11 protein-coding genes are annotated in these 20,553 nt (G+C 64.7%); 10 read left to right on the top strand and 1 reads right to left on the bottom strand.

What is annotated here, in order from left to right; genetic code table 11:
- The first annotated feature begins 237 nt into the window (after positions 1 to 237).
- The 5 genes from drmD to drmC are packed head-to-tail and all read left to right on the top strand — an operon-like array spanning position 238 to position 14,530.
- Positions 238 to 3,936, top strand: a complete 3,699-nt coding sequence (drmD, locus tag R4P95_RS27775) for a DISARM system SNF2-like helicase DrmD (RefSeq protein ID WP_317747393.1) — start codon at positions 238 to 240, stop codon at positions 3,934 to 3,936.
- Complete coding sequence (locus tag R4P95_RS27770; protein WP_317747392.1) at positions 3,933 to 8,042, top strand: DNA methyltransferase; 4,110 nt, start codon at positions 3,933 to 3,935, stop codon at positions 8,040 to 8,042. Before drmD ends, R4P95_RS27770 begins: the two co-directional genes overlap by 4 nt.
- Positions 8,039 to 11,839 (top strand): DISARM system helicase DrmA, encoded by a 3,801-nt coding sequence (drmA, locus tag R4P95_RS27765; protein ID WP_317747391.1) that lies wholly within the window; start codon positions 8,039 to 8,041, stop codon positions 11,837 to 11,839. Before R4P95_RS27770 ends, drmA begins: the two co-directional genes overlap by 4 nt.
- Positions 11,836 to 13,752, top strand: coding sequence for a DUF1998 domain-containing protein (locus tag R4P95_RS27760; RefSeq protein ID WP_317747390.1), 1,917 nt, complete (start codon positions 11,836 to 11,838; stop codon positions 13,750 to 13,752). The genes drmA and R4P95_RS27760 overlap by 4 nt, the downstream gene beginning before the upstream one ends.
- A gap of 4 nt (positions 13,753 to 13,756) precedes the next feature.
- Positions 13,757 to 14,530: a DISARM system phospholipase D-like protein DrmC gene (gene drmC / locus R4P95_RS27755; RefSeq protein WP_317747389.1), complete on the top strand. Its 774-nt coding sequence runs from the start codon at positions 13,757 to 13,759 to the stop codon at positions 14,528 to 14,530.
- A gap of 621 nt (positions 14,531 to 15,151) precedes the next feature.
- On the opposite strand, the gene R4P95_RS27750 is transcribed toward drmC, so the two are convergent.
- Complete coding sequence (locus R4P95_RS27750) at positions 15,152 to 15,877, bottom strand: neutral zinc metallopeptidase (protein ID WP_317747388.1); 726 nt, start codon at positions 15,875 to 15,877, stop codon at positions 15,152 to 15,154.
- An 876-nt stretch (positions 15,878 to 16,753) separates the two neighbouring features.
- On the opposite strand from R4P95_RS27750, the gene R4P95_RS27745 reads away from it, so the two are divergent.
- The 5 genes from R4P95_RS27745 to R4P95_RS27725 form a co-directional block, all read left to right on the top strand.
- A complete protein-coding gene (locus tag R4P95_RS27745) occupies positions 16,754 to 17,290 on the top strand; it encodes a CopG family transcriptional regulator (protein WP_317747387.1) in 537 nt (178 codons plus the stop codon).
- A 128-nt stretch (positions 17,291 to 17,418) separates the two neighbouring features.
- Positions 17,419 to 17,916: a winged helix-turn-helix domain-containing protein gene (locus R4P95_RS27740; protein WP_317747386.1), complete on the top strand. Its 498-nt coding sequence runs from the start codon at positions 17,419 to 17,421 to the stop codon at positions 17,914 to 17,916.
- Positions 17,917 to 17,969: 53 nt separating this feature from the next.
- Positions 17,970 to 18,416, top strand: coding sequence for a hypothetical protein (locus tag R4P95_RS27735; protein WP_317747385.1), 447 nt, complete (start codon positions 17,970 to 17,972; stop codon positions 18,414 to 18,416).
- 326 nt (positions 18,417 to 18,742) lie between these two features.
- Positions 18,743 to 19,090 carry an Lsr2 family protein gene (locus tag R4P95_RS27730; RefSeq protein WP_317747384.1) on the top strand — a complete coding sequence of 116 codons (348 nt, stop codon included), beginning with the start codon at positions 18,743 to 18,745 and terminating at the stop codon, positions 19,088 to 19,090.
- Positions 19,091 to 19,254: 164 nt separating this feature from the next.
- On the top strand, positions 19,255 to 20,553 hold a 1,299-nt coding region (locus R4P95_RS27725), incomplete at its 3' end, for a zinc-ribbon domain-containing protein (protein ID WP_317840484.1).

Here is a 20,553-nt window from a genome sequence, read left to right as displayed (position 1 = left end):
GCAGACCTATCAGAAGAGATCCTTCTACGTTCCCGTCCGATGCGCGCCGCTGGCAAAGTTCCCGACTCGACTTCGAGGTTCGCTCACCTCCTTCCATCAAGATTTCGAGTGGGTATTTCGTCGGGTTGTCGAGTTAACGTGGCCTACGCTTCGTGCGATAGAAGTTATGTTCAACTTGCGGTCGGCTGAGGCCGTACTGAAGGCCGACACCGGACATGTGGAAGCTCGAGGATTGCGGTGCCAAGGTACAAGTTCAAGTGGTCCAATCTACCGCCGGAGCTTCTGCTGGACCTGTGCAACGAACTAGTAGACGTATTCGATCAGGAGGTAGACCCGGCCGTCGCGCTGCAAGCAGTCTACGGTGCCCGCCCCACGGTGGAGTTCGTTCGGGAAGCGTGGCCGACGCTCAGGGAGTCATGGCTCAGGACCACCAAGGAGTCCCGGGACTGGGTGGTGGAGGCGCTCAAAGAAGCCCGTAACGAGAGGGGGCTTCTGAAGGGCTCGAGGGCTCAAATGGCTTACCTCAGGGAGCTGAGAAACTCCAGAATCCTCCGGGAGATCGTGTGGACGGAACTGGTCGCCACCGGTGAAATGGACCGTCCCGTCGAGCATGGCGAGGAAGAGGCAACACAGAAAGCCTCAACCCAGACACGTGCCCGACCACAAGAAAAGACACGCGCCTCCCGAGTCCGCACCGACGATGGTGATAACAAGGACGGCGCCGGCATCACCGCCCGCAACGAATCGACGTCATCGAGAAACACCGGAAAGTGGGTTGCCGACGTGAGCACCGCGTTGAGTTCCGCCGAGTTGCCAGTACTGGGGCAGCTGGCCAGGGTCCGCGGCCGACACTGGGTGATCACCGATGTGGCACCGACCGCGCTCCCTTTCGATATCAAATCCGCCTCGGTCGGTGAGGGCCAAACGCTGGTCACCTTGTCCAGCGTGGAGGACGATGGCCTCGGTGAAGAGCTCCGGGTGCTGTGGGAGCTCGAGGCCGGCCGCAAGATCCTCGACGCAGCCACACTCCCAGACCTATCCCGAGGGCAGTTCGATGACCCGGCGACGTTGGGCGCGTTTCTGGACGCCTTGCGCTGGGGGGCGGTCACGAATGCGGAGACAACAGTCCTGCAGGCACCCTTTCGCGCAGGCATCGCGATCGAGGACTACCAGCTCGAACCTGTTACGCGTGCGCTGACCATGCCACGGGTGAATCTGCTCGTTGCTGACGATGTCGGTCTCGGTAAGACCATCGAGGCCGGGCTGGTCATCCAGGAACTGTTGCTGCGCCAGCGTGCGCGACGAGTGATGATCGTGTGTCCGGCACCGTTGACGATCAAGTGGCAGGAGGAGATGGCCACCCGCTTCGGCTTGGACTTCCACATCGTCGACACCGCCGAGGTGCGACGCGTCCGTCGGGAACGTGGCCTGCACGCCAACCCGTTTCGGGTGCATCCCCACACGATTGTCAGCCTGCCGTGGTTGCGCGGCGCCCGGTGTCAACGCCTCCTCGCCGAAGTCCTCGATGATGGTGGCCCGGCCCGGCCCCGCGCAATCGACCTCCTCGTCGTGGACGAGGCGCATCATTGTGCGCCACCCGGCAAGGGGAAATACGCGGTCGACAGCCAGCAGACGCGGGCGATCTCACGTCTGTCCGCGCACAGCGAACACCGCCTGTTCCTTACCGCGACCCCGCACAACGGTTACGCCGAGTCCTGGACGGCGCTGCTGGCGATGCTGGACCCCCAACGCTTCGCCCGAGGGGTACCCCCGGACCCGGCGGCCTTGAAGCAGGTCCTCATCAGACGGCTCAAGTCCGAGCTGACCAAACCCGACGGGACCCCCCGTTACCCGGAGCGGGTGGTGGAGGAGATCACCGTCGACTACCCCGAACATGAGCGGGAAGTCCACTCCCTGCTGCGGGACTACACCGCTGCGCGGCAGAAGCGGCTCGCGCGGGAGTCGTTTCGGGGCGCGGGCCAAGCCGCCGATTTGGTGACGTTGTTGTTGAAGAAGCGGTTGTTCTCGAGTCCGGCGGCATTCACTCGGACCATGACCCTCCATCTGGGTGGTGTCCGAGGTGCCGGCGAGGCACTGGACATCGACGGTGCCTGGATCGGCGAGCGTCAAGCGGAGTTGGTGTACGGCGACTGGTCTTTGGACGAGGCGCTGAACGAGGCCGAGGACGCCGCGGCGGAGACCGCCACGATGGCTGCCGGAAAACCCGGCGCCGCCGAACAGGACCTGCTGGAAAGACTCGAAACGTGGGTGCACGAGCACGGGCAGGACAGCGACGCCAAGGCCAGGGCGCTGATCGACTACCTCGATGGAGTCTGCAAAACCGATGGCCAGTGGAACGACGAACGCGTCGTCATCTTCACCGAATATCGCGACACCCAACGCTGGCTGAAAGAATTGCTCGAGAAATACGATCTCGGTGAGGGCGGACGCCTGGAACTGCTCTACGGCGGCATGGACGAGGAACAGCGAGAACGCATCAAGGGCGATTTCCAGAAGCCGCCTCACCTGCATCCGGTGCGGATCGTGTTGGCCACCGACACCGCCAGTGAGGGCATCGACCTGCAAGATTACTGCCACCGACTGGTCAACTACGACATCCCGTTCAACCCCAACCGGCTCGAGCAACGCGCCGGTCGGATCGACCGCTACGGGCAAACCCACCGGCCGCAGATCCTCCACTTCGTCGGCGCCCACTGGAAGAACGCACCGCCCGAAAGCGCCGAAGCCGACCTGGACTTCCTTACCCGGGTCGCGGTAAAGGTCGCGACCATGCGCGAGGACCTGGGAAGCGTCAACCCCGTGCTCGCCGCTGCGGTTGAACGACGGATGCTCGGACGCCCCGACCGGGCATTCCGGGTCGATGCGGTGCAACCGAAATCGGCCACCCGTGATGCGCTGAAGGTGGAGCGGAACCTGCGTGCCGAGGCGGACCGGTTGCGCGCTGCACTGACCGAGTCCGCCCAGGAGCTGCACAGCACCCCCAGCGACGTCGAACGCGTCGTCCGAATGGGACTGGAACTGGGCCGCCAGTCCACGCTGCAGCCCGTCACCGACGCCCAGACCGGCCACACCGTGTGGCGGGTACCGCCGCTGACCGGGTCGTGGGCCCGGACCACCGCCGACCTCGTCGACCGCGACTACGGCGCCCGCCCCATCAGCTTCGACGCGTCGCTGGCGGCGAAACGCGACGACGTTGTGCTCGCGCACTTGAATCATCCGTTGGTCGCGATGGCCACCCGGCTGTTGCGGGCCGAGGTATGGGGAGCCGGCCATCTCGAGCGGGCCGCGAGCCTGGTGGTCGACGACCCCAACCTGACCGACCCGGTGTTGGCCGCCTACTCGCGTCTCGTTCTGGTCGGAGCGGACGGAAAACGTCTGCACGAGGAACTGTTCCCCGCCGGCGGTTGGGTACGCGGCGCCGCGTTCTCCAGGCTGGGCGTCACCGCGCTCGCCGCTCTTCTCGACACCGCCCTCGGCCCGGCGTCCTCCCCCCGAGAGAGTAGGCAGGCCGACAAGGAAGAGCTGGTCCGGTCCTGGCCCAAGCTGTCCGGCAGCCTCGAGGCGGCGATCACCGCACGCGCGAAGGAACGGCAAACCTCCTTGGAAAAGTCGTTGGCCAAGCGGCAGGCGGACGAGGAGACGCGCACCGCCGCACTGCTGTCCGGATTCGAGAAGTCCCTGCGAGATGCGCTTGCAGGACAGGACCAGGCGCAACAGCTGTCCTTCGCCGATCTCGAACCCGACGAACGCGATCAACTCACCGCGGACCGAGCCGCATGGCGGCAACGTCTCGACTCGCTGCCCGGGGAGCGAGAGGCCGCCATGGCCGCGATCGCCCGCCGCTACACCTCGGTGCAGGTGCTGTGGTTCCCCGCCGCGGTCGTGCACCTCGTTCCCGCCAGGAGGACCCGATGACCCGGACCGCCCGCCGACCCCGCACCCGGGGTCAGTCGAGTACCACCGAATGGCTGGAACTGCTCGCAGTAGACGGCCCGTTCCTGGCCGCCCCGGTCGTCAAGGACGTCTGGCCCGGTGGACTGCCCGCCCTGAACAAGGACGACGTCAGTACCCTGCGCGAGACCAGCAGCATCCTCGACGCCAGCCCGGGCACCCGCGACACCTTCATCCGCCATGTGCTGACCAACTTCCTCGGCTGGAAGGCCAATCACCTCGGCGCCGGCCATGTGCCCCCCACGCTGACCACGCCAGTTCCCGAATACGGCACCGAGGTCCGCCCCGACTTCGCGCTACTGACCGAACCGGACGATCCAACCTCACCGGCCCTGTTGCTGGGCCTCGTCCTCGACCCCGGGGTACGCGCGACCGCCCGCCCTCACCCCGGCACCCCCGGCACCGGCAAGTGGCCGGCAAGTTACGCCGACCGACTCGGCCACGCCCTGCGGGCACGCAAGGTCCCCCTCGGCCTAGTCACCGACGGCACCGAATGGACGCTGGTCTGCGCCCCCACCGGCGGGGCCACCACCACCGCCACCTGGACCCGGCACACCTGGTTCGACGAACCGGACACCCTCAAAGCCTTCGCCGCACTCCTGGGCCGCCTCCGATTCTTCGGCGTCCCCGAGGACCAGACCCTGCCCGCGCTACTCGCGGCCAGCCTGGACCGGCAAGAAGAGATCACCACCCGGCTGTCCGAACAGTCCCAGGCGGTGGTCGAGATGCTGGTCGCGACCATCGGCCGACTCGACGCCGAACACCGCGCGCAACATGGTGCGCCGTTGTTGCCTGCCGAGGTCGAACCCGCCGAGGTGTACCAGGGCGCCGTCACAGTGCTCATGCGCATGGTCTTCCTGCTCTACGCCGAAGAACGCGGCCTGCTGCCCATTGATGACGACACCTACGCCGACGCCTACGCCATCAGCACCCTCGCGGCGCAATTGCGCGAACACGCCAGCGACGTCGGCGAGGACACCCTGGAGCGGTCCAGCACCGCCTGGCACCGCATGCTCGCCACCTTCCGAGCCGTCCATCGTGGTGCCCGCCACGATCAATTCGCACTGCCGGGCTACGGCGGCAGCCTGTTCGACCCCGACCGATTCCCATGGCTCGAAGGCCGCCCCGACGCCGCGGCCGGCCTCGACGAGGCCGACCCCCTTCCCATAGACGACCGCACGCTGCTGCGCGCCCTCGAAGCGTTGCAATGGTTGCGGTTCGCCGGCGAACGCCGACATGTCTCCTTCCGAGTCCTCGACGTCGAACAGATCGGCTACGTCTACGAAGGCCTGCTCGACCAGGACGCCCGCCGCGCCTACGACTGGATCCTGGGTATCGCCGGAGACAGCAAGGGCGAGAAGGACGGCCCCGAGATTCCGCTCACAGACCTGATCGAGCACCTCGACCAGGGCGCCGAGCACTTCGCCACCTGGCTCTCGGGTGCGATCAAAGCGGGAGGCGGCAACCGCAGCCCCGCCGCAATCACCAAGACCCTCACCGCGCCCACCGGCGGCGCCGCCGACACCGCCTGGACCGGGGTGCTCGAGGCCTGCGGCGGCGACGAGACCACCGCGAAGTCGATCCTGCCGTTCGCGAAACTGCTGCGCCGCGACCCTCGCGACCTGCCAGTCATCTACCCGCCCGGCAGCCTGTACCTCACCGACAGTGAGCTACGCGCGCACACCGGCGCCGTTTACACCCCCCGAGCCCTCGCCGAGCAGGTCGTGGAACGCACCCTCGAACCGCTGGTGAAATCACCGGGACCGCTGGACACCGAGGACGAATCCGCATGGAGGATCCGGACTCCGGAGCAGATCCTCGCTCTCAAGGTCATCGACATCGCTGTGGGCAGCGGCGCATTCCTGGTTGCCGCCACCCGATACCTCGCCGACCGGCTTCTCGACGCGCGGCGTATCCATGAACCCACCCACGAGGGTATCGAGATCGATGACGAGCAGGCCGTCATCGACGCCCGCCGGCAGATCCTCGACCACTGCATCTATGGCGTCGACATCAACCCGATGGCCCTGGAAATGGCCAAGCTATCGTTGTGGTTGGTCACCCTCGACCGGACCCGCCCGTTCGGGTTCCTCGACGACCGTCTTGCCGTAGGAGATTCGTTGCTTGGGTTGACCAGCCCCGAGCAGCTGCTCGATATGCATCTCGACCCGCGGGAAGGACGGAAAGTCCGCAACCATGAGCAGATCGCCGCCTACACCGCCGACCTGCCCGGGCTGATGAAACAGTCCGCCGCGCTGCGACAAAGAATTGCTGACATCGATCTGATCGACAGCCACTCAGCCGAACACAAAGCCCGACTACTCACGGAGTCCCAGCAACTGACGCAGCGGTTGACCGTTCTGGCGGACGCGCTGTCCGGGGCGAGTCTATCCGGCGGAACTGCGGGCCAGTACGGCGAAGTCGCGGCCGGATTCGGCTTAGCCACCAGTGGTTCGGGCAGTGACACTGCTTCGAAGCAGTTCGAGAGCAACACCGAGTTCGCACTCACCGATGAACGCGGCCAACTTCGTCGACCAGCGCATTTCCCACTGCTGTTTCCTGAAGTGTTCGCTTCACCACGGACCGGGTTCGACGCCGTCGTCGGCAACCCGCCGTTTCTGGGTGGGAAGAAGCTCACCGGCGCGTACGGAGTGCCCTACCGCGAACATCTGGTCCGCGCCATCGGACACGGCGTGCGCGGCCACGCCGACCTGATTGCCTACATGTTCCTGACCGCGGCATCGTTGTGTGATCGGGATCGTGGCAGCTTCGGCCTCATCGGCACCAACACCGTCGCCCAGGGCGACACCCGCGAGGTCGGACTTGACCAGATCACCGACGACGGCTTTGACATCTACGCCGCCGTCAAGAGCGAAAAGTGGCCCACAAAGGGTGCGAAACTTGAATACAGCATTGTTTGGTCTTCACGGCACGTCAGGGGAGACGGTGTTCTCGCATCCTCGGATGGACATCCGGTGCAAGGGATTACCCCCAGTCTAGATGCCGCAGGTCGCGCTACCGGGAACCCACACCGGCTCGCTGATAACAAAGGCCGTGTGTTTATCGGTTCCTATGTGCTTGGCCTCGGATTTACAATGGATCAGAGCGCAGCTCTGGGGCTTATCGAACGTGACCCACGTAATGCTGATGTGCTGTTCCCGTATGCCCATGGCGAAGATCTGAACTCCCGTCCCGATTCGAGCGGAAGCCGCTGGATCATCAATTATTTCGATTGGCCCAAAGCTCGTGCCCAGCAGTACCCCGATTGCTTCGAGATTGTGGAAAAGAAAGTAAGGCCAGAGCGGCAGCGTGTGAACGAATCGGGGGAGTATGTTCTTCGCCGCCCTCTTCCTGAGCGTTACTGGCAGTACGCTGACAAGCGTCCGGCGTTGTATAGGGCGATTAAGGGGTTGACGCACGTCCTTGCGATTGCGCTCGTGAGCAAAGTCGTCATGCCGGTGCGGGTACCGACCGGTCAGGTCTTCTCGCATCAGGTAGCGATATTTACAACGGACGACTTTGCAGACCTCGCGCTGCTCTCTAGTGCACCGCACTATTGGTGGGCAATCACACGCGCATCGACGATTGGAGTCGGTGCGGGTACCCGCTACACACCGTCGGATGTGTTCGAGACACTGCCGCGACCCGTCTTGACCGATCGGATGCGCTCGGCGGGAGAAGCACTCGATCGTCACCGACGCGAATTCATGCTGGACCGCCAATTGGGTCTGACGAAGACCTACAACCTTCTCCATGATCCGACGGTCGCTGATGTTGAGGTCGCGCACCTGCGGGCAATGCATGTGGAGGTCGATCAGGCGGTGTGCGCCGCCTACGGCTGGGACGACTTGCCCCTAGACCATGCTCATCACGACACTCGCCAGGGTGTCCGCTGGACTGTTTCCCCGGTCGCACGGCTTGAGCTGCTTGATCGGTTGTTGGAGCTCAACCAAGTCCGGTATGCCGAAGAGCGGGCAGCTTCGACCGCATCGCCCGTAAGTCACAAGAAGCGTGCCAAGTCCGCGCAACCCGCCGAGGCCACGTTGTTCGATACCGATGAGGATGCATGAATACTCAGGCCACAACCCCCGGACAGGCCGGCACCGACGAATCGGCACCGGAACCATCTGAGTCACAAGCCTGGTCGTCGCGTCAGGCCCGCGCAGAACTCGAACGCTTCCTGGTCCGGGATCTCCTGGGCCCGTGGGCCGGTGACACGGAGGAGCTCCCCGCCGGCACCATCCCGTCCGAGCGGTACATCCTCGGGGTGTTGTCTCCGGCTCGTGTATCGCTGGATGCGGAGGTCACCGACGACACCGCCAGCGACGACGGTTCTGGGGAGGGGGCCGCCGAGGTGACGGCGGCGGCGGCCGCGGGTTCGATGGCCCCGGCCTCACTCGGCCTCTCGTTCAGCCTGCCCCTGGAGATTTCCTCGGTGCGCGTTCGTGCATCGTGGGGGCGGTACGTGCAGGGCGAATCCGCTACCGATGTCACCGACGCAGGGGCGCCGCGGCTGGTGTGGCGGCGGGAATCTGCCGGAGGATCGGTCGACCTCGATGTAACCGAACCGGAGTCGACCGAAGTACCGGACCCAGAGCAGCCTGGCGTGGTGGTGCGTGCCCGGTGCCGCCCTCAAGCGAAGTGCCGGGTCGTTGATGTGGCGATCGTTAACGCCCAGCCGGAGCCTCCCGACCGCAAGGACGCCGCCAAGATCTTCCAGGTGCGCATCGAGGTCACTGCGCTCGATGGACACAAGGCAGTGTTCCTGCCGCACAACGACCCCTCCCATGTCGTGGCCGACGAGACCGCACCCGGTACCGATCTGGAGGTGCAGGGCCTGGCAATGCTGTACCGGCGCGCCCGCCAATTCGCGGTTGGCCGCAATGCCGGCGTCGATGTGGATCAGCGCCCCGGAGACGGGTCCGCGTGGCGTGTCGCCACCACCAACATGCCCGCCTACGAGGTGGAGCAGACCGTCGCTCCCGCACCCGCCCAGGTGCCGCAGCTGACGGGACTCGAGGTCGACATGCGCACTCTGGCGACCGCACCCCGCACCGAGGTGTTGGCTGCGCTGCGTCCGTTGACCGATGGGTACTTGCAGTGGCTGGAGGAGCAGGACCAACGGCTCGCGTCCGATCCGACTTTGACTGGACACGGTGTCGCGGCCCACAGTCATTTGAGGGATGCACGCGAGGCGGCGCGGCGAATCGCCGTGGGGATCGACCTGCTGGGTGCAGACGAGAAGGCCTGGCAGGCATGGCAGTTCGCTAACCTCGCCATGGCGATGCAGCGCGAGCACACCGAGATCGCGGCGGAACGCGCCAAGAATCCTGACCTCACCCTCGCTGCCGCCGCAGCCCTGGTCGACGAGCCTCGGCGGCGGTCGTGGCGGCCGTTCCAGCTCGCGTTCGTTCTGCTCAATCTGCCCTCTCTGACCGATCCGGCGCATCCGGACCGGGCGTTGGCCGGCGCGACGAACGGACCCGGGATGGCGGATCTGCTGTTCTTCCCCACCGGTGGCGGCAAAACCGAGGCCTATCTCGGTCTGACCGCATTCACGCTCGCCATCCGCCGACTCCAAGGCGTGATCGGGGAAGGCGCGGACGCGCGTGATGGGCGGGCCGGGGTGGCGGTCCTCATGCGGTACACACTGCGCCTGCTGACCGCTCAGCAGTTTCAGCGCGCCGCCACCCTGATCTGCGCCGCCGAACAGCTACGCCGCACCGCTGCGGCCGCCCAACACGCCGGCGGGCCGCTGAACCCGTGGGGAGAGGAACCGTTCCGGATCGGGTTATGGGTCGGCTCCAAGGTCACCCCGAACTGGTACGACCAGGCCAAATCGGCCTTGGATGCGATGCGCCACCGGTATGCCGGGGCGGGAGCGACCAACCCGATTCAGGTGCTGGCCTGCCCGTGGTGCGGACGGGACATCGAACCCGGACAGGATGCCGAATGCGACGACTCCCGCCGACGGGTGCTGGTGTGGTGCGGCGACCCGGACGGGTTGTGCGCGTTCTCCCGCAAACAGTCCACCAGGTGGGGTGAGGGCCTTCCGGTGGTCACCGTGGACGAGGAGGTGTTCCGGCTGGCCCCCTCCCTGGTGATCGGAACCGTCGACAAATTCGCGCAGCTACCGCTGCGGGGACAGACCGGGCTGCTGTTCGGGCGAACGTCCTCATGGTGTGAACGCCACGGCTACCGGCACCCGGATCTGACCCGCAAGACCGACTGCAAGGACGGCGGACACCCCCGGCGCGGAACCCAGCCGGGAACCAAACCACAGAACTGCGGACCCCTTCGGCCACCAGATCTGATCATCCAGGACGAGCTGCACCTGATCTCCGGGGCGCTCGGCACCATGGTCGGGTTATACGAAACCGCGGTAGATCGGCTCGCCGGATGGTCGGTGAACGGCACCACCATCCGCCCGAAGGTGGTCGCGTCCACGGCGACGGTCCGCCGGGCCAAGGAGCAGGTGCACGGTCTGTTCAACCGGGATCTGGCAATCTTCCCGGCCCCGGTCCTCGACGCCGGGGAAACCTTCTTCTCCACCCAGATTCCCGTCGACGACAATCACCCCGGCCGCCGCTACCTCGGGGTGTGCGCGCACGGGCAACGCCTCAAACAGGTCCAGATCCGGGTCGCGCAGCTACTGCTCGCAGCGGGCCAGCTGTTATTCGACGAACACGGCGACGCCGCCGACCCGTACATGACACTCGTGGACTACTTCTCCTCCACCACCGAACTCGCCGGAATGCGACGCCTGGTCGACGACGACATCTCGACCCGATTGCGGCAGCAGGCCCGCCGCGGACTGCGTGATCGCCGCAACTTGGAGGTCCGCGAACTCACCGCGCGGATCAACAGCCAAGACATCGGCAAAGCACTCAGTGCGCTGGCCAACCCATTCGACCCGGACATCGACTCGAGCGCCGCCAAGGCCACCGCCGCGAGGCTCCGCAAAGAGTCACGGGCTGGCGGCGGGAAAACACCGGAGGCGCGAGCGGCCCGCGCCGAACTCGATGCCCTGCCCCGGCACGAGTGGGAGAAGAAACCAATCGACGTGCTCCTCGCCACCAGCATGCTGCAGGTCGGCGTCGACGTGTCGCGGCTCGGACTGATGGTCGTCACCGGCCAACCGAAGAACAGCGCCGAATACATTCAGGCCTCCTCCCGGGTCGGCCGAGACCCCTCCCGACCCGGACTGGTGGTGACCCTGTTCAACTGGGCCCGCCCCCGCGACCTCGGACATCTGGAAACCTTCACCCACTTCCACGAAACGTTCTACGCCCGAGTGGAACCGCTGTCGGTGACCCCATTCGCCGATCGGGCCCTCGACCGCGGGCTGGCGGCGGTGCTCGTCGCGGCACTGCGCCACGCACGCGAGGACTGGGAAAGCGAACCAGACGCCCACGCCGTGCCGGTGACCGATCCCGATGTCGACGCCGCGATCGAGTGGATCTCCGAACGCGCCGGGGACGTGCTCGGTGATGCCGTCAAGGTGGCCGAAATCGAGAACATGTGCCGTGCCCTGCTCGACGACTGGGACCGGCGCCGCAAGGGTCTCGAGGTCGGCGGCCTCTCCTACACCAGTGACCGCAACGGCCTCGACCCACTCCTGGACTCCGGTGTCGGCCGGTGGGGCACCTGGTCGGCGGGGTGGTCGCTGCGCGAGGTCGAACCGGAGACGAACCTGCTGATCAACCTGGCCGCCCCCGAAGTGGCCAATCGACCGGAGTGGGCCTTCGGTGACGGATCCGGTCCGGCAGTCGACGACGAGGACGAGGACGAGACGGAACCGGCCGACGAGGCGGGACTGCTCACGGCGCAGCCGGTCCCGGCAGCAGAGGGAGAGCCCCACCGATGAGCACCACATCCACCAGCTCCGACAAGTACCTTCGCCGGGTGGGCAGCCAACGCCCCAACGCCCTGCTGTATTCCGACGGTGTCGGTTCCGTCGTCGACCTGCCGCACCTGTCGGTGGTGGTGCAGGGATTGGACTACTGGGACTATCGACAAGCCACCGATTTCGAACTGACCGAACCTCGCCTGCTCCAACGGGTCCGACAGATCCTCGGCCCCCACGTGCGTCAGCTCCGCGCCACTCCCCACCGGGAGGACAGCACCGACCCCGACGACACCGAGTCGAACCGGGTGGGAGTGCCGGTCACTCCCTTTCCGCGTTGGATGCGCTGCACCAGTTGCAACACCCTCGCCGGTATCAACGCCGAAGGAACCGGTCCGTTCCGGTTCGAGAACAAGAACAAGTACCGTCCCGACGAGGCCCGATTCGTCCACGACTGTCGCCAAACCGCTCCCGGGGGCCGAAAGGTTCTGCAGCCGACCGTGGTGCCGGCACGTTTCGTCACCGCCTGCACCGGTGGACATCTCGATGAATTCCCGTATGTCGAGTACGTCCACCACGCGGGATCCTGCCCAAAGGGCCGCGAGGGGCGGCTGATGCTGCTCGATCCCGGTGGCAATTACGGCTCTCAAATCACCATTCGGTGCTCCTGCGGGGCCAGGCGCAACATGCGTGACGCCCTGAAACATCATCGGACGGCGGGCAGTAATGCCTTGCCCGGGTGCCGGGCGCGTCACCCGCATCTGGGGTGGTTCGACCCCAAAGGGTGCACTGCGCCCGTGCGGGCGATGGTCCTCGGGGCGAGCAATCAATGGTTCAGCCTTCTAGCGAAAGCCCTCTACATTCCGGCCCTCGGCAGCGAGCTGGCGGCACTGGTCGACAAACATTGGGGACGCCTGTCCAAGGTCGGTAGCCTCGACATTCTGGCCTTCGCCCTGGACACCATCCTCGAACTGTCACAACTGCGCGAACACGACCCCGCGGCGATCTGGGCCGAGATCCAGGCACGGCAGAAGGCCGACGAGGATCTGCCGGACGAACCGGTGGATTTGACAGCGCGGGAATACGAGGCGCTGGTCGACCCCACGAAGGCCCGGCGTGATCGTGACTTCACCGCGGACGTGGTAACCACACCGACCGCGTGGACGGGCCTGGTGTCCAAGGTGGTGCGGCTGAGCCGGCTCCGGGAAACCAAAGCCATGGTCGGGTTCACCCGCGTGGACGCCCCAGACTGGGGTGAACCCGACAGCAGCCAACGGGCCCCGCTGAGCAAGGCCGAATTGGACTGGGTTCCGGCGTCCACAACCCACGGTGAAGGCATCTTCCTGGTGCTACAACCCGACGTCATTGCTGCCTGGGAGGAAGCCGCCGAGCGCAGCACCCACCTGAGCCGGTTGCGGGCGGCGCATGTCCGGTGGCGCAACAATCGTCAAATGGAAGGCCCCCCTGAGGACCATTGGCCGGGCGACCGATACCTCCTGTTGCACACCCTTTCTCATCTCCTGGTCCGCGAAATAGCACTCGAGTGCGGGTATTCCTCGGCCAGCATCACCGAGCGGATCTACTCGAACACCGAACGCGGCGAGGCGGGGATTCTGTTGTACACCGCGGCCAGCGACAGCGAGGGAACCCTCGGCGGTCTCGTCCGGCTGTCCGACCCCATCCAGATGGACAGGCTTCTGCGGGCCGCCTTCGCCAACGCCCGCCGTTGTTCGTCCGATCCCCTGTGTGCGGAGCACGCCCCCCTGGTGACCGAGGAAACCCTGCACGGGGCCGCCTGCCACGCCTGCCTTTTCGCGTCCGAAACCACCTGCGAGCGGGGCAACCGATTTCTCGACCGCAGGCTGATTGTGCCGATCGACCCGGTCGAACCGGAACTGGCACTGAACGGGTACTTCACGGTCGGGACCGGCTGATCCCGTGGACGGCGAACTCGCATCCCGGCAGCTCCTCGAAACGGCAGCGAGCGTGGGACGCGGGCTGCGGCCCGCCCATGCCGAACGGCTCGCGGCCGCTCTCGCACCCCTGGAACACGCGGACGAGGCGCAACATCTTGTCGGTCTCATACCGACGCCCGCGTTCGGGCAGAGCGTGCAACTCCTGCTCGCGGCGTGGTCGGAGCATCCCGGACCACGGGGCCTCACGGTCGGGACCGCTATCGCGGCCGCAGCCCACGCCCATCAGGACGCACGGCGTAACCCGCACCTCGAACTCGTCGTCAGTGGACCGACGAGCAAGGTCATCCACGCCCGCCGAACCGAGCAGGTCTTGCTGCAACTGATCGATCAGGCCACACAAAGTATTCTGCTCATCACCTACGCCCTGCACATGCACGAGCACCTGAGGGACGCGCTGACCGCGGCCACCGCTCGAGGCGTGACAGTAACCGTCCTGGCCGAAGACCCCGACGACAACCCCAAGTTCTCCGGCACACCAACCAAAGCGTTATCGGGCCTCGTCGTCAACCGACTGCGCTGGCACACCGATCAACGTCCTCCTACCGGGGCTGCCCTGCATGCGAAGGTCGTCGTCATCGACGAGGACACTGCCCTGATCACCAGCGCAAATATCACCAAACGCGCTGCCGGCGACAACATCGAAGCCGGTCTGCTCGTACGCGGAGGCGACATCCCGCAACGTCTCGTCGGCCACGTCAACCAACTACTTCAACAGCAGGTTCTGCGCTGGGCTTAACACGGCCCAGAATCCGGTTGATGGCATCGTCCCGCAGCAGGATCCATCCCGGGCGTGAGAATCGGAAATGCTTGTGCGGGGAGGAGAATGAAATTCATTGAGGTAGAACATATCCCTGCTCAAAGTTGACATAATATAAATTATCGGCGTTTCGAAAATATCTGTTGCCAGCAGTTTTGGCGCACAAATCCACCGAGACGTTAGCTGCGGTCGTCGAAGACAAATATTCTTCACCGTTAACGATGTACGTCTTGTCGCGGTCGGCCCCTGTATGCCGGCCAGCGCTCCTGGTGACCTTGCGCGCTGAAGCTGTATGGCAAGGTAGTCGGACTCTGTCGGCCCAAGTTGGCCATGTGTACTCGGCTTGCCCGGGTCCATCGACGCTTTTACCTCAATCGACGTAAACACGTCGGGAGCTGTGCCCACTTCCGGTGGCCATGAACACGCAGTTCAACGGAAGTGTGACCATGTTCTTGAAGACACAGTTCGCCAGCACGGCGACATTGTTCACGGGGCACAGTTCACAGGTGAGAGAACCGAGTTCGAGTCTGTGGAGTTCGCAAAGAGCACTTCCTTTTGAGTCACGCATCTGGCATATCAGCGCCCCACCCGTAAGTGACGTCACGACGGGAAACACGCCTTAACTCCGCCCGCTCTTCCGAGGTCGAACCAATCTACCCGCTGGAATGGGTCGCCGTGGTCCTTGGAATCCGTCCACGGAGTCTCGTCCGCGAGATTTACCAACCCGGCAGCCAACTCCTTCTGGTCGCCTTCCTCGAAAAGCAATGTTCCATCGCTCGCTGCCCCGTATAGCACAGCACCCGCAAGGCAGTCCGCCTGCAATTCTTTTCCTATTGAAACTAAGTCATCGGCAAGGCGATGCTGTATTGCGTGCCCCCACTCGTGTGCCACTACCAGGTAGACCCAGGCATCGCCCTCGGCATAACCTTCCGCCATCAATCCTCTGTCCCACGCCACGAAATCCTCAGGAGGGGGGCAGTAGAACGCGTTGTTCGCGACGAACGGCTCGCCCGCGCAAGTGGCAGCATTGCTGGTGCCACCATCGTATAGCCCGACCACATAAGGCGCGGTGTATTTTCCCGTGAACAGCTCGCTCCAATGCTGCGCCCAGAATTGATTGACGACGCTGACAGCCGTATCGATATCGGTGAGCATGTCGTCGGTGTTTGTCCCGGAGGGTTGTTCTCGTTGTGGGCCTGCGACCTGGGGTGCCAGCTCGTCTGATGCTGAGATTGCAGTGGGAGTTCCGACATCGCTGCTTCCGCAGGCACAGATCAGCACCGCAATGACGGAAACGACCGAAGCGAAAGTTTGACGCGTACACATGACCGCGGATCGTTTCTCGAGCTCGGCTCGCAATGGAGGCTGGTTGGTTTCTTTCCATCTTCCTCTATGGCCGATTCGAAGTCACTGATCGTTAGCAAGGACCAGAAGGAACCGCGCATGTGGTTCGGATTTCAGGGTACGTCTGGTAGGTGGCTTCCTCCCGCTCCAGTGAGAGGTGGACGATCAACGGCCAGTTGAGGTTCGACACAGTTTTCGACATAGGTTCTCGACGCCCCTGAGCTCGCGAATGTGCTGTTCAGGCGTGGTGTCGAAACGGATCGATAGTCTCAGCCCCGGTCCTTGCGTAACCGGCGTCATTCCGGTAGCTCGTAGTCGCCCTTTCTCCTGGTAGGTCAGCTGGTAGACCTTTGTCTCGCTCCAGTCGGATGACGATGGTGCCGACCGGCCTCGGTGAGCATGATGTCCGTAGCGGATCCACGAGATACTTTGCCGACTCGCAAGTTGCGGCCGCGCGATTCCCTGTCGGTGGCGATCCGTAGACTCGGATTCGTTCTGGTGAGCACCCCCCATTCGTTCTCAGAACACCCCCTGTGCCCCGGCATCACCTCCCCCCCCGATGCCGGGGCACAACCCTGCGCACAGCCGGACGAGAAGGGCACGCAATGACGGAGTCGAGGCCGGGGCGGATCCCGGTGGGCGATCCCGTCGCGCTGCGCTTCGACCCGGAGACCAAACACCGACTCGAGCAGTTGGCCGAGGGCCTCGGCCCGCGCCGGTTCGGGGCGTTGATCCGCGTCGCCTGCCACCGCCTGGTCACTCCGTCGGCACCGGCCTCGCCGAAGCGCGGCGAGTCTCGTACGTGCGGCGTTCGGTCCCGCTGGTCATGCTCAAACCCCCGGCCGCTACAAACATTCGATGCTCCGCGAGGCGGAGCGGACCGGACTGCCCGACAAGGTCGAGGTAATGGTCAACCCGTCGAGCAAGCACCGGATCTGGCGCCTCGCCGGCCGACACGGGGACAAACTGGGCACCGCCCTTCTTCGGGTTGCGCTACGCCGTCTGCTCGATGAGCCCGGTGACCTCACGGGGGGCCTGGAGGCCATCGCACCGCTGCGCGATCTTCGGCCCGAGATCTATCCGGCCAGGGTGAATGTGCACTTCGACGCCCCGCTGCGGGACAGGCTCGACGGGTTGGCCGCACGGGTTGGGTCCGATCGCGCCGAGTTGATGCGTCTGGCCGCGCAGCGTGTGCTCGAGGCCCCCGGAATGATCGAACAGGCAGTGAACCACGAGATCTTCCGCAGGAAAAGAACAGAGCGCCTCTCATGGCCCGCCACGCCCGTCGCCAGGCGCGGCGCCACACGCCCCCTGACTGATCAACCGCACACCTTTTGCCGCAGTCCTGGGGATCGGCCGTGCGACGCTGTACAGACACCTTTCAGCGCAAAGTAGTGATGCCATGTGAGCGTGATGCCATGTGAGCGCGTTCGCGACGACCGTAGTGCTCGCGCACCAGGCCAGGCGCGGTCTTGGGTGCCTAACTTATCTCAACTCATCACACAGAGTGCTATAGTGTTGGCATGGCCGTTTACCACGATCTCGCCGACCGACTTCGCGATCGGATTACGTCTGGTGAATGGAAAGTCGGCGTCAAGCTGCCCAGTATCAGCGAACTGCAAGAGGAGTACGGGATCCGCAGCCTGAATACCGTGCGCGCCGCGCAGCAGCGCCTCGCCGAGGAAGGACTGCTCGAGACCCGCCAAGGAGTCGGCGCCTTCGTCGTCGGCACCGAATCGCTGACGGCAGTCGACGTGCACGGAGAACTGGCACAAATCCGGGATCGACTCACTACGGTCCTCGCCGCGATGGACGGCCAGAAGCGCCATCGCCTGACCATCGATCTCGACGATCCGACCGAGCCTCATCTGTACTTCGTGCTGACCGATGCACTTGAAGAATGGGCAGGTCGAATGCGTGACCGGGTCGAGGACGAACCCGATCATCCGAACGGTCCCCACCACATCGAGTGGGCCGAAACGGCAGACCGGCTCCGGCAGAAGGTGGAAGACGCAGTGTGAGTCCTTGCCAATGCAACCATCTCGCCCGACACCTCATCCCGTAAGGACCCCGAATGACGTTGCTGACACTGCACACCGACCGACTCGACCGACTCATCCCCAGCCAGGTCAGCGACGGCTACTATCTCGCTGGACATTGGCTTCTGCAGAAGGCCGTCGACGCCGAGATCATCACCTGGGACAAAGCGGTGTGGGGGCACCTGATTCTCGGCGTCGAACCCGAGAACAAAGACGACCTACGTCCCCGGGAACTCGTGATCAGTTACATGGTCTCGAAGGACGGGCCGACGATCACCGGAGGGATCCACGCGGAACTCCCGGACAACTGGAACGAGCTGACCACGGAAGAAGAAACAGACGTGCCGGCGAGCTTCCCCGACCCTACCCAGCAGCCCGGCGAATTCCTGGCCCTGGTCGTCGACGGACTCAACCAGCTGCACGCCAGCACAGAACGTCTCGTAGCCGCCTGGCCAGGAAATACTGGGACTCCACTGATCTGACCAGGTGCAGCAACGGGCGGCCGCCAAGGAACTGACGAACGACGCGACCAACTCACCGATGCACGCGGTACCCGCGCGGCCATCGAAGACAACGAACGGAGAGAACGTGGGCCGACCACCTGACGCCGCACTGGCCCTGGACGTCTACGAACCCACCCGGCTGCCCACGCGCACATGGGAAGAACTGCTCTCGCGTCACCAGGGCGCCGAGCCGCAGTTCTCGTAGGCGGTGGGGCGCCGATAGGCCCTGCTGGGTCCGCTGGGGATTCCTGGTACTACCAGTACTGTCATCTGGTCCCTAGCGAAGAATTCGAGGAGTGGAATCTGTGGCACGCAAGGTCGTAGTAGAGATGGTTGACGATATCGACGGCACCGTCTTCGGTGAGGACGGCGAGAGCATCCACTATGCGGTCGACGGCGTCGAGTACGTGATCGACTTGAAGGACGAGCACGCGAAGGAACTCCGCGAAACCTTCGAGTACTACATCGCCCACTCCACCCGGGTCGGCGGCCGCAAACACCGCGCGGACCGACCGGTCAATCCGCCTGCCGCAAAGCGCGCATCGGGAGAAACGAAGAAGATCCGCGAATGGGCGATCGAGCAGGGCTACGAACTAGCTTCCCGCGGTCGTATCCCCACCGAGATCGAGCAGGCCTTCCACGACGCCCACTGACGCCCCCGCTCACCTTGGCTCGTTGAGACATCCCGTCCCGGCGGCTTTCTGGCGCCCATCGACCCGTTACCACCTCCACCACAGTCGAGGGGGTTGCGCCAACTATTTTTCCGCGCAGTTGATACAAGAGTGCGTAGCTATACCGCTTAAGACCCAAGGGGGGTATGCGTTTCAAAGACGAGCACCCAGAACTGTTTCAGCAACTACACCGAGCCCGCAATGCCGGGGTCGACCTCGATGCGATCCCGAACTCGTCGCAGAAGATGCTGTGGTGGCGATGCCCCGTGGGCCACGAGTGGCAAGAAACGCCGTTGCAACGGCGATCACCCGCGACGTGGAAGAAGGGGGACCTCCACGCATGCCTGTACTGCGTCGCTCCCGGTTGCATTGTGCACAGTTGCGGCCACCGCAGCCTCAGGCCCAGCGAATCCACCTTTCGTGTGCTCGCCCACCCGTGCGACAAGTGCGAGATCACAGAGCACACGCGGCTGATCCTCGACGCGCATGAGGACTCGGCCGCGGCCGCGGTCCGCATCCTCGATGACAGCCCGCACTACGCCCTTTTCTGCGGCAGAGCGGCCGACACCGTCGAGTGGTGGGTAGAGATCTTCCCGCTGGTGGAGGCGTACTTCGTGCGGATGGTGAGCCTGTACGTCGCTATCCAGACCGTCGAGCATCGTCCCACGTTGAGCTACCCGGCATCGAGGTTGCTCGGCGCCTGCATGCTGCGCATCCTCGAACCATTGCCGCAGAGTTGCCGCGAGGAGATGCACTCGGCCGTGCCGGACGATGCCGGCCACTTTCATGGCCGGTATCTCCCCGGCGAGCATTCCACCCAGATCGGATGGGCACTCAAGAAACTCGGCTTCGGCATCCTCGACGCATCCCTAGACGACGATATCGAGCGACGCGTGCAATTCTGCGAGCAGCAACGCTTCACCCGGACCGGTGAGCTGCCTCCAGTCCACCTCGCGAATCGGCACTACCCCAATTTCGCTCACCTCCCCCGTGACCGCGAGAAGGGTGCGTCGTCCGAGCTGCGGCGGTTTCGGCCGAAGCAGCTTCCCCCGCGTTCAGCGGCCTTACGGGTCACGCTCACCGCATCCTCACCCGCCCAACCTGACGACCCTCTCGGCAGAACGCACGTCGGTTACGCCCCAGGTCTCACGTCACAGGAACTGTGGGAGCGCGGCCGGGGGATTTGGAAGTTCCGTGCAGATCATGTCGCTGCCTCGAAGATCATGCTTTTGGCCCACGACAAGACCGTTGTGCTGATTGCGTCGATCGCCGGACTGACCCTGCACCGGGGCGGCCTGGCCATCCTCGGTGAGCCACTCACCGATCACCCTCTTATCGGCGAGCCTGACCCGCTGCATACACCGAATCCCCTTGTTCCCTGGGGGTCCGCGCCGGAGAGTGAGCGGAAATGCCGCTGTATGAGCAGGTCAGGCGCTGTCTTCCCT

Source organism: Rhodococcus sp. IEGM 27 (genome assembly GCF_033142305.1).
GTDB lineage: Bacteria > Actinomycetota > Actinomycetes > Mycobacteriales > Mycobacteriaceae > Rhodococcus_F > Rhodococcus_F oxybenzonivorans.
This window is presented reverse-complemented; position numbering and strand designations above follow the sequence as displayed.

Coding starts and splice junctions, on each gene's coding strand:
- R4P95_RS27750 (WP_317747388.1), bottom strand. CDS start 15,877: ATGTGTACGCGTCAAACTTTCGCTTCGGTCGTTTCCGTCATTGCGGTG.
- R4P95_RS27745 (WP_317747387.1), top strand. CDS start 16,754: ATGCTCCGCGAGGCGGAGCGGACCGGACTGCCCGACAAGGTCGAGGTA.
- R4P95_RS27740 (WP_317747386.1), top strand. CDS start 17,419: ATGGCCGTTTACCACGATCTCGCCGACCGACTTCGCGATCGGATTACG.
- R4P95_RS27735 (WP_317747385.1), top strand. CDS start 17,970: ATGACGTTGCTGACACTGCACACCGACCGACTCGACCGACTCATCCCC.
- drmA (WP_317747391.1), top strand. CDS start 8,039: ATGAATACTCAGGCCACAACCCCCGGACAGGCCGGCACCGACGAATCG.
- R4P95_RS27760 (WP_317747390.1), top strand. CDS start 11,836: ATGAGCACCACATCCACCAGCTCCGACAAGTACCTTCGCCGGGTGGGC.
- R4P95_RS27770 (WP_317747392.1), top strand. CDS start 3,933: ATGACCCGGACCGCCCGCCGACCCCGCACCCGGGGTCAGTCGAGTACC.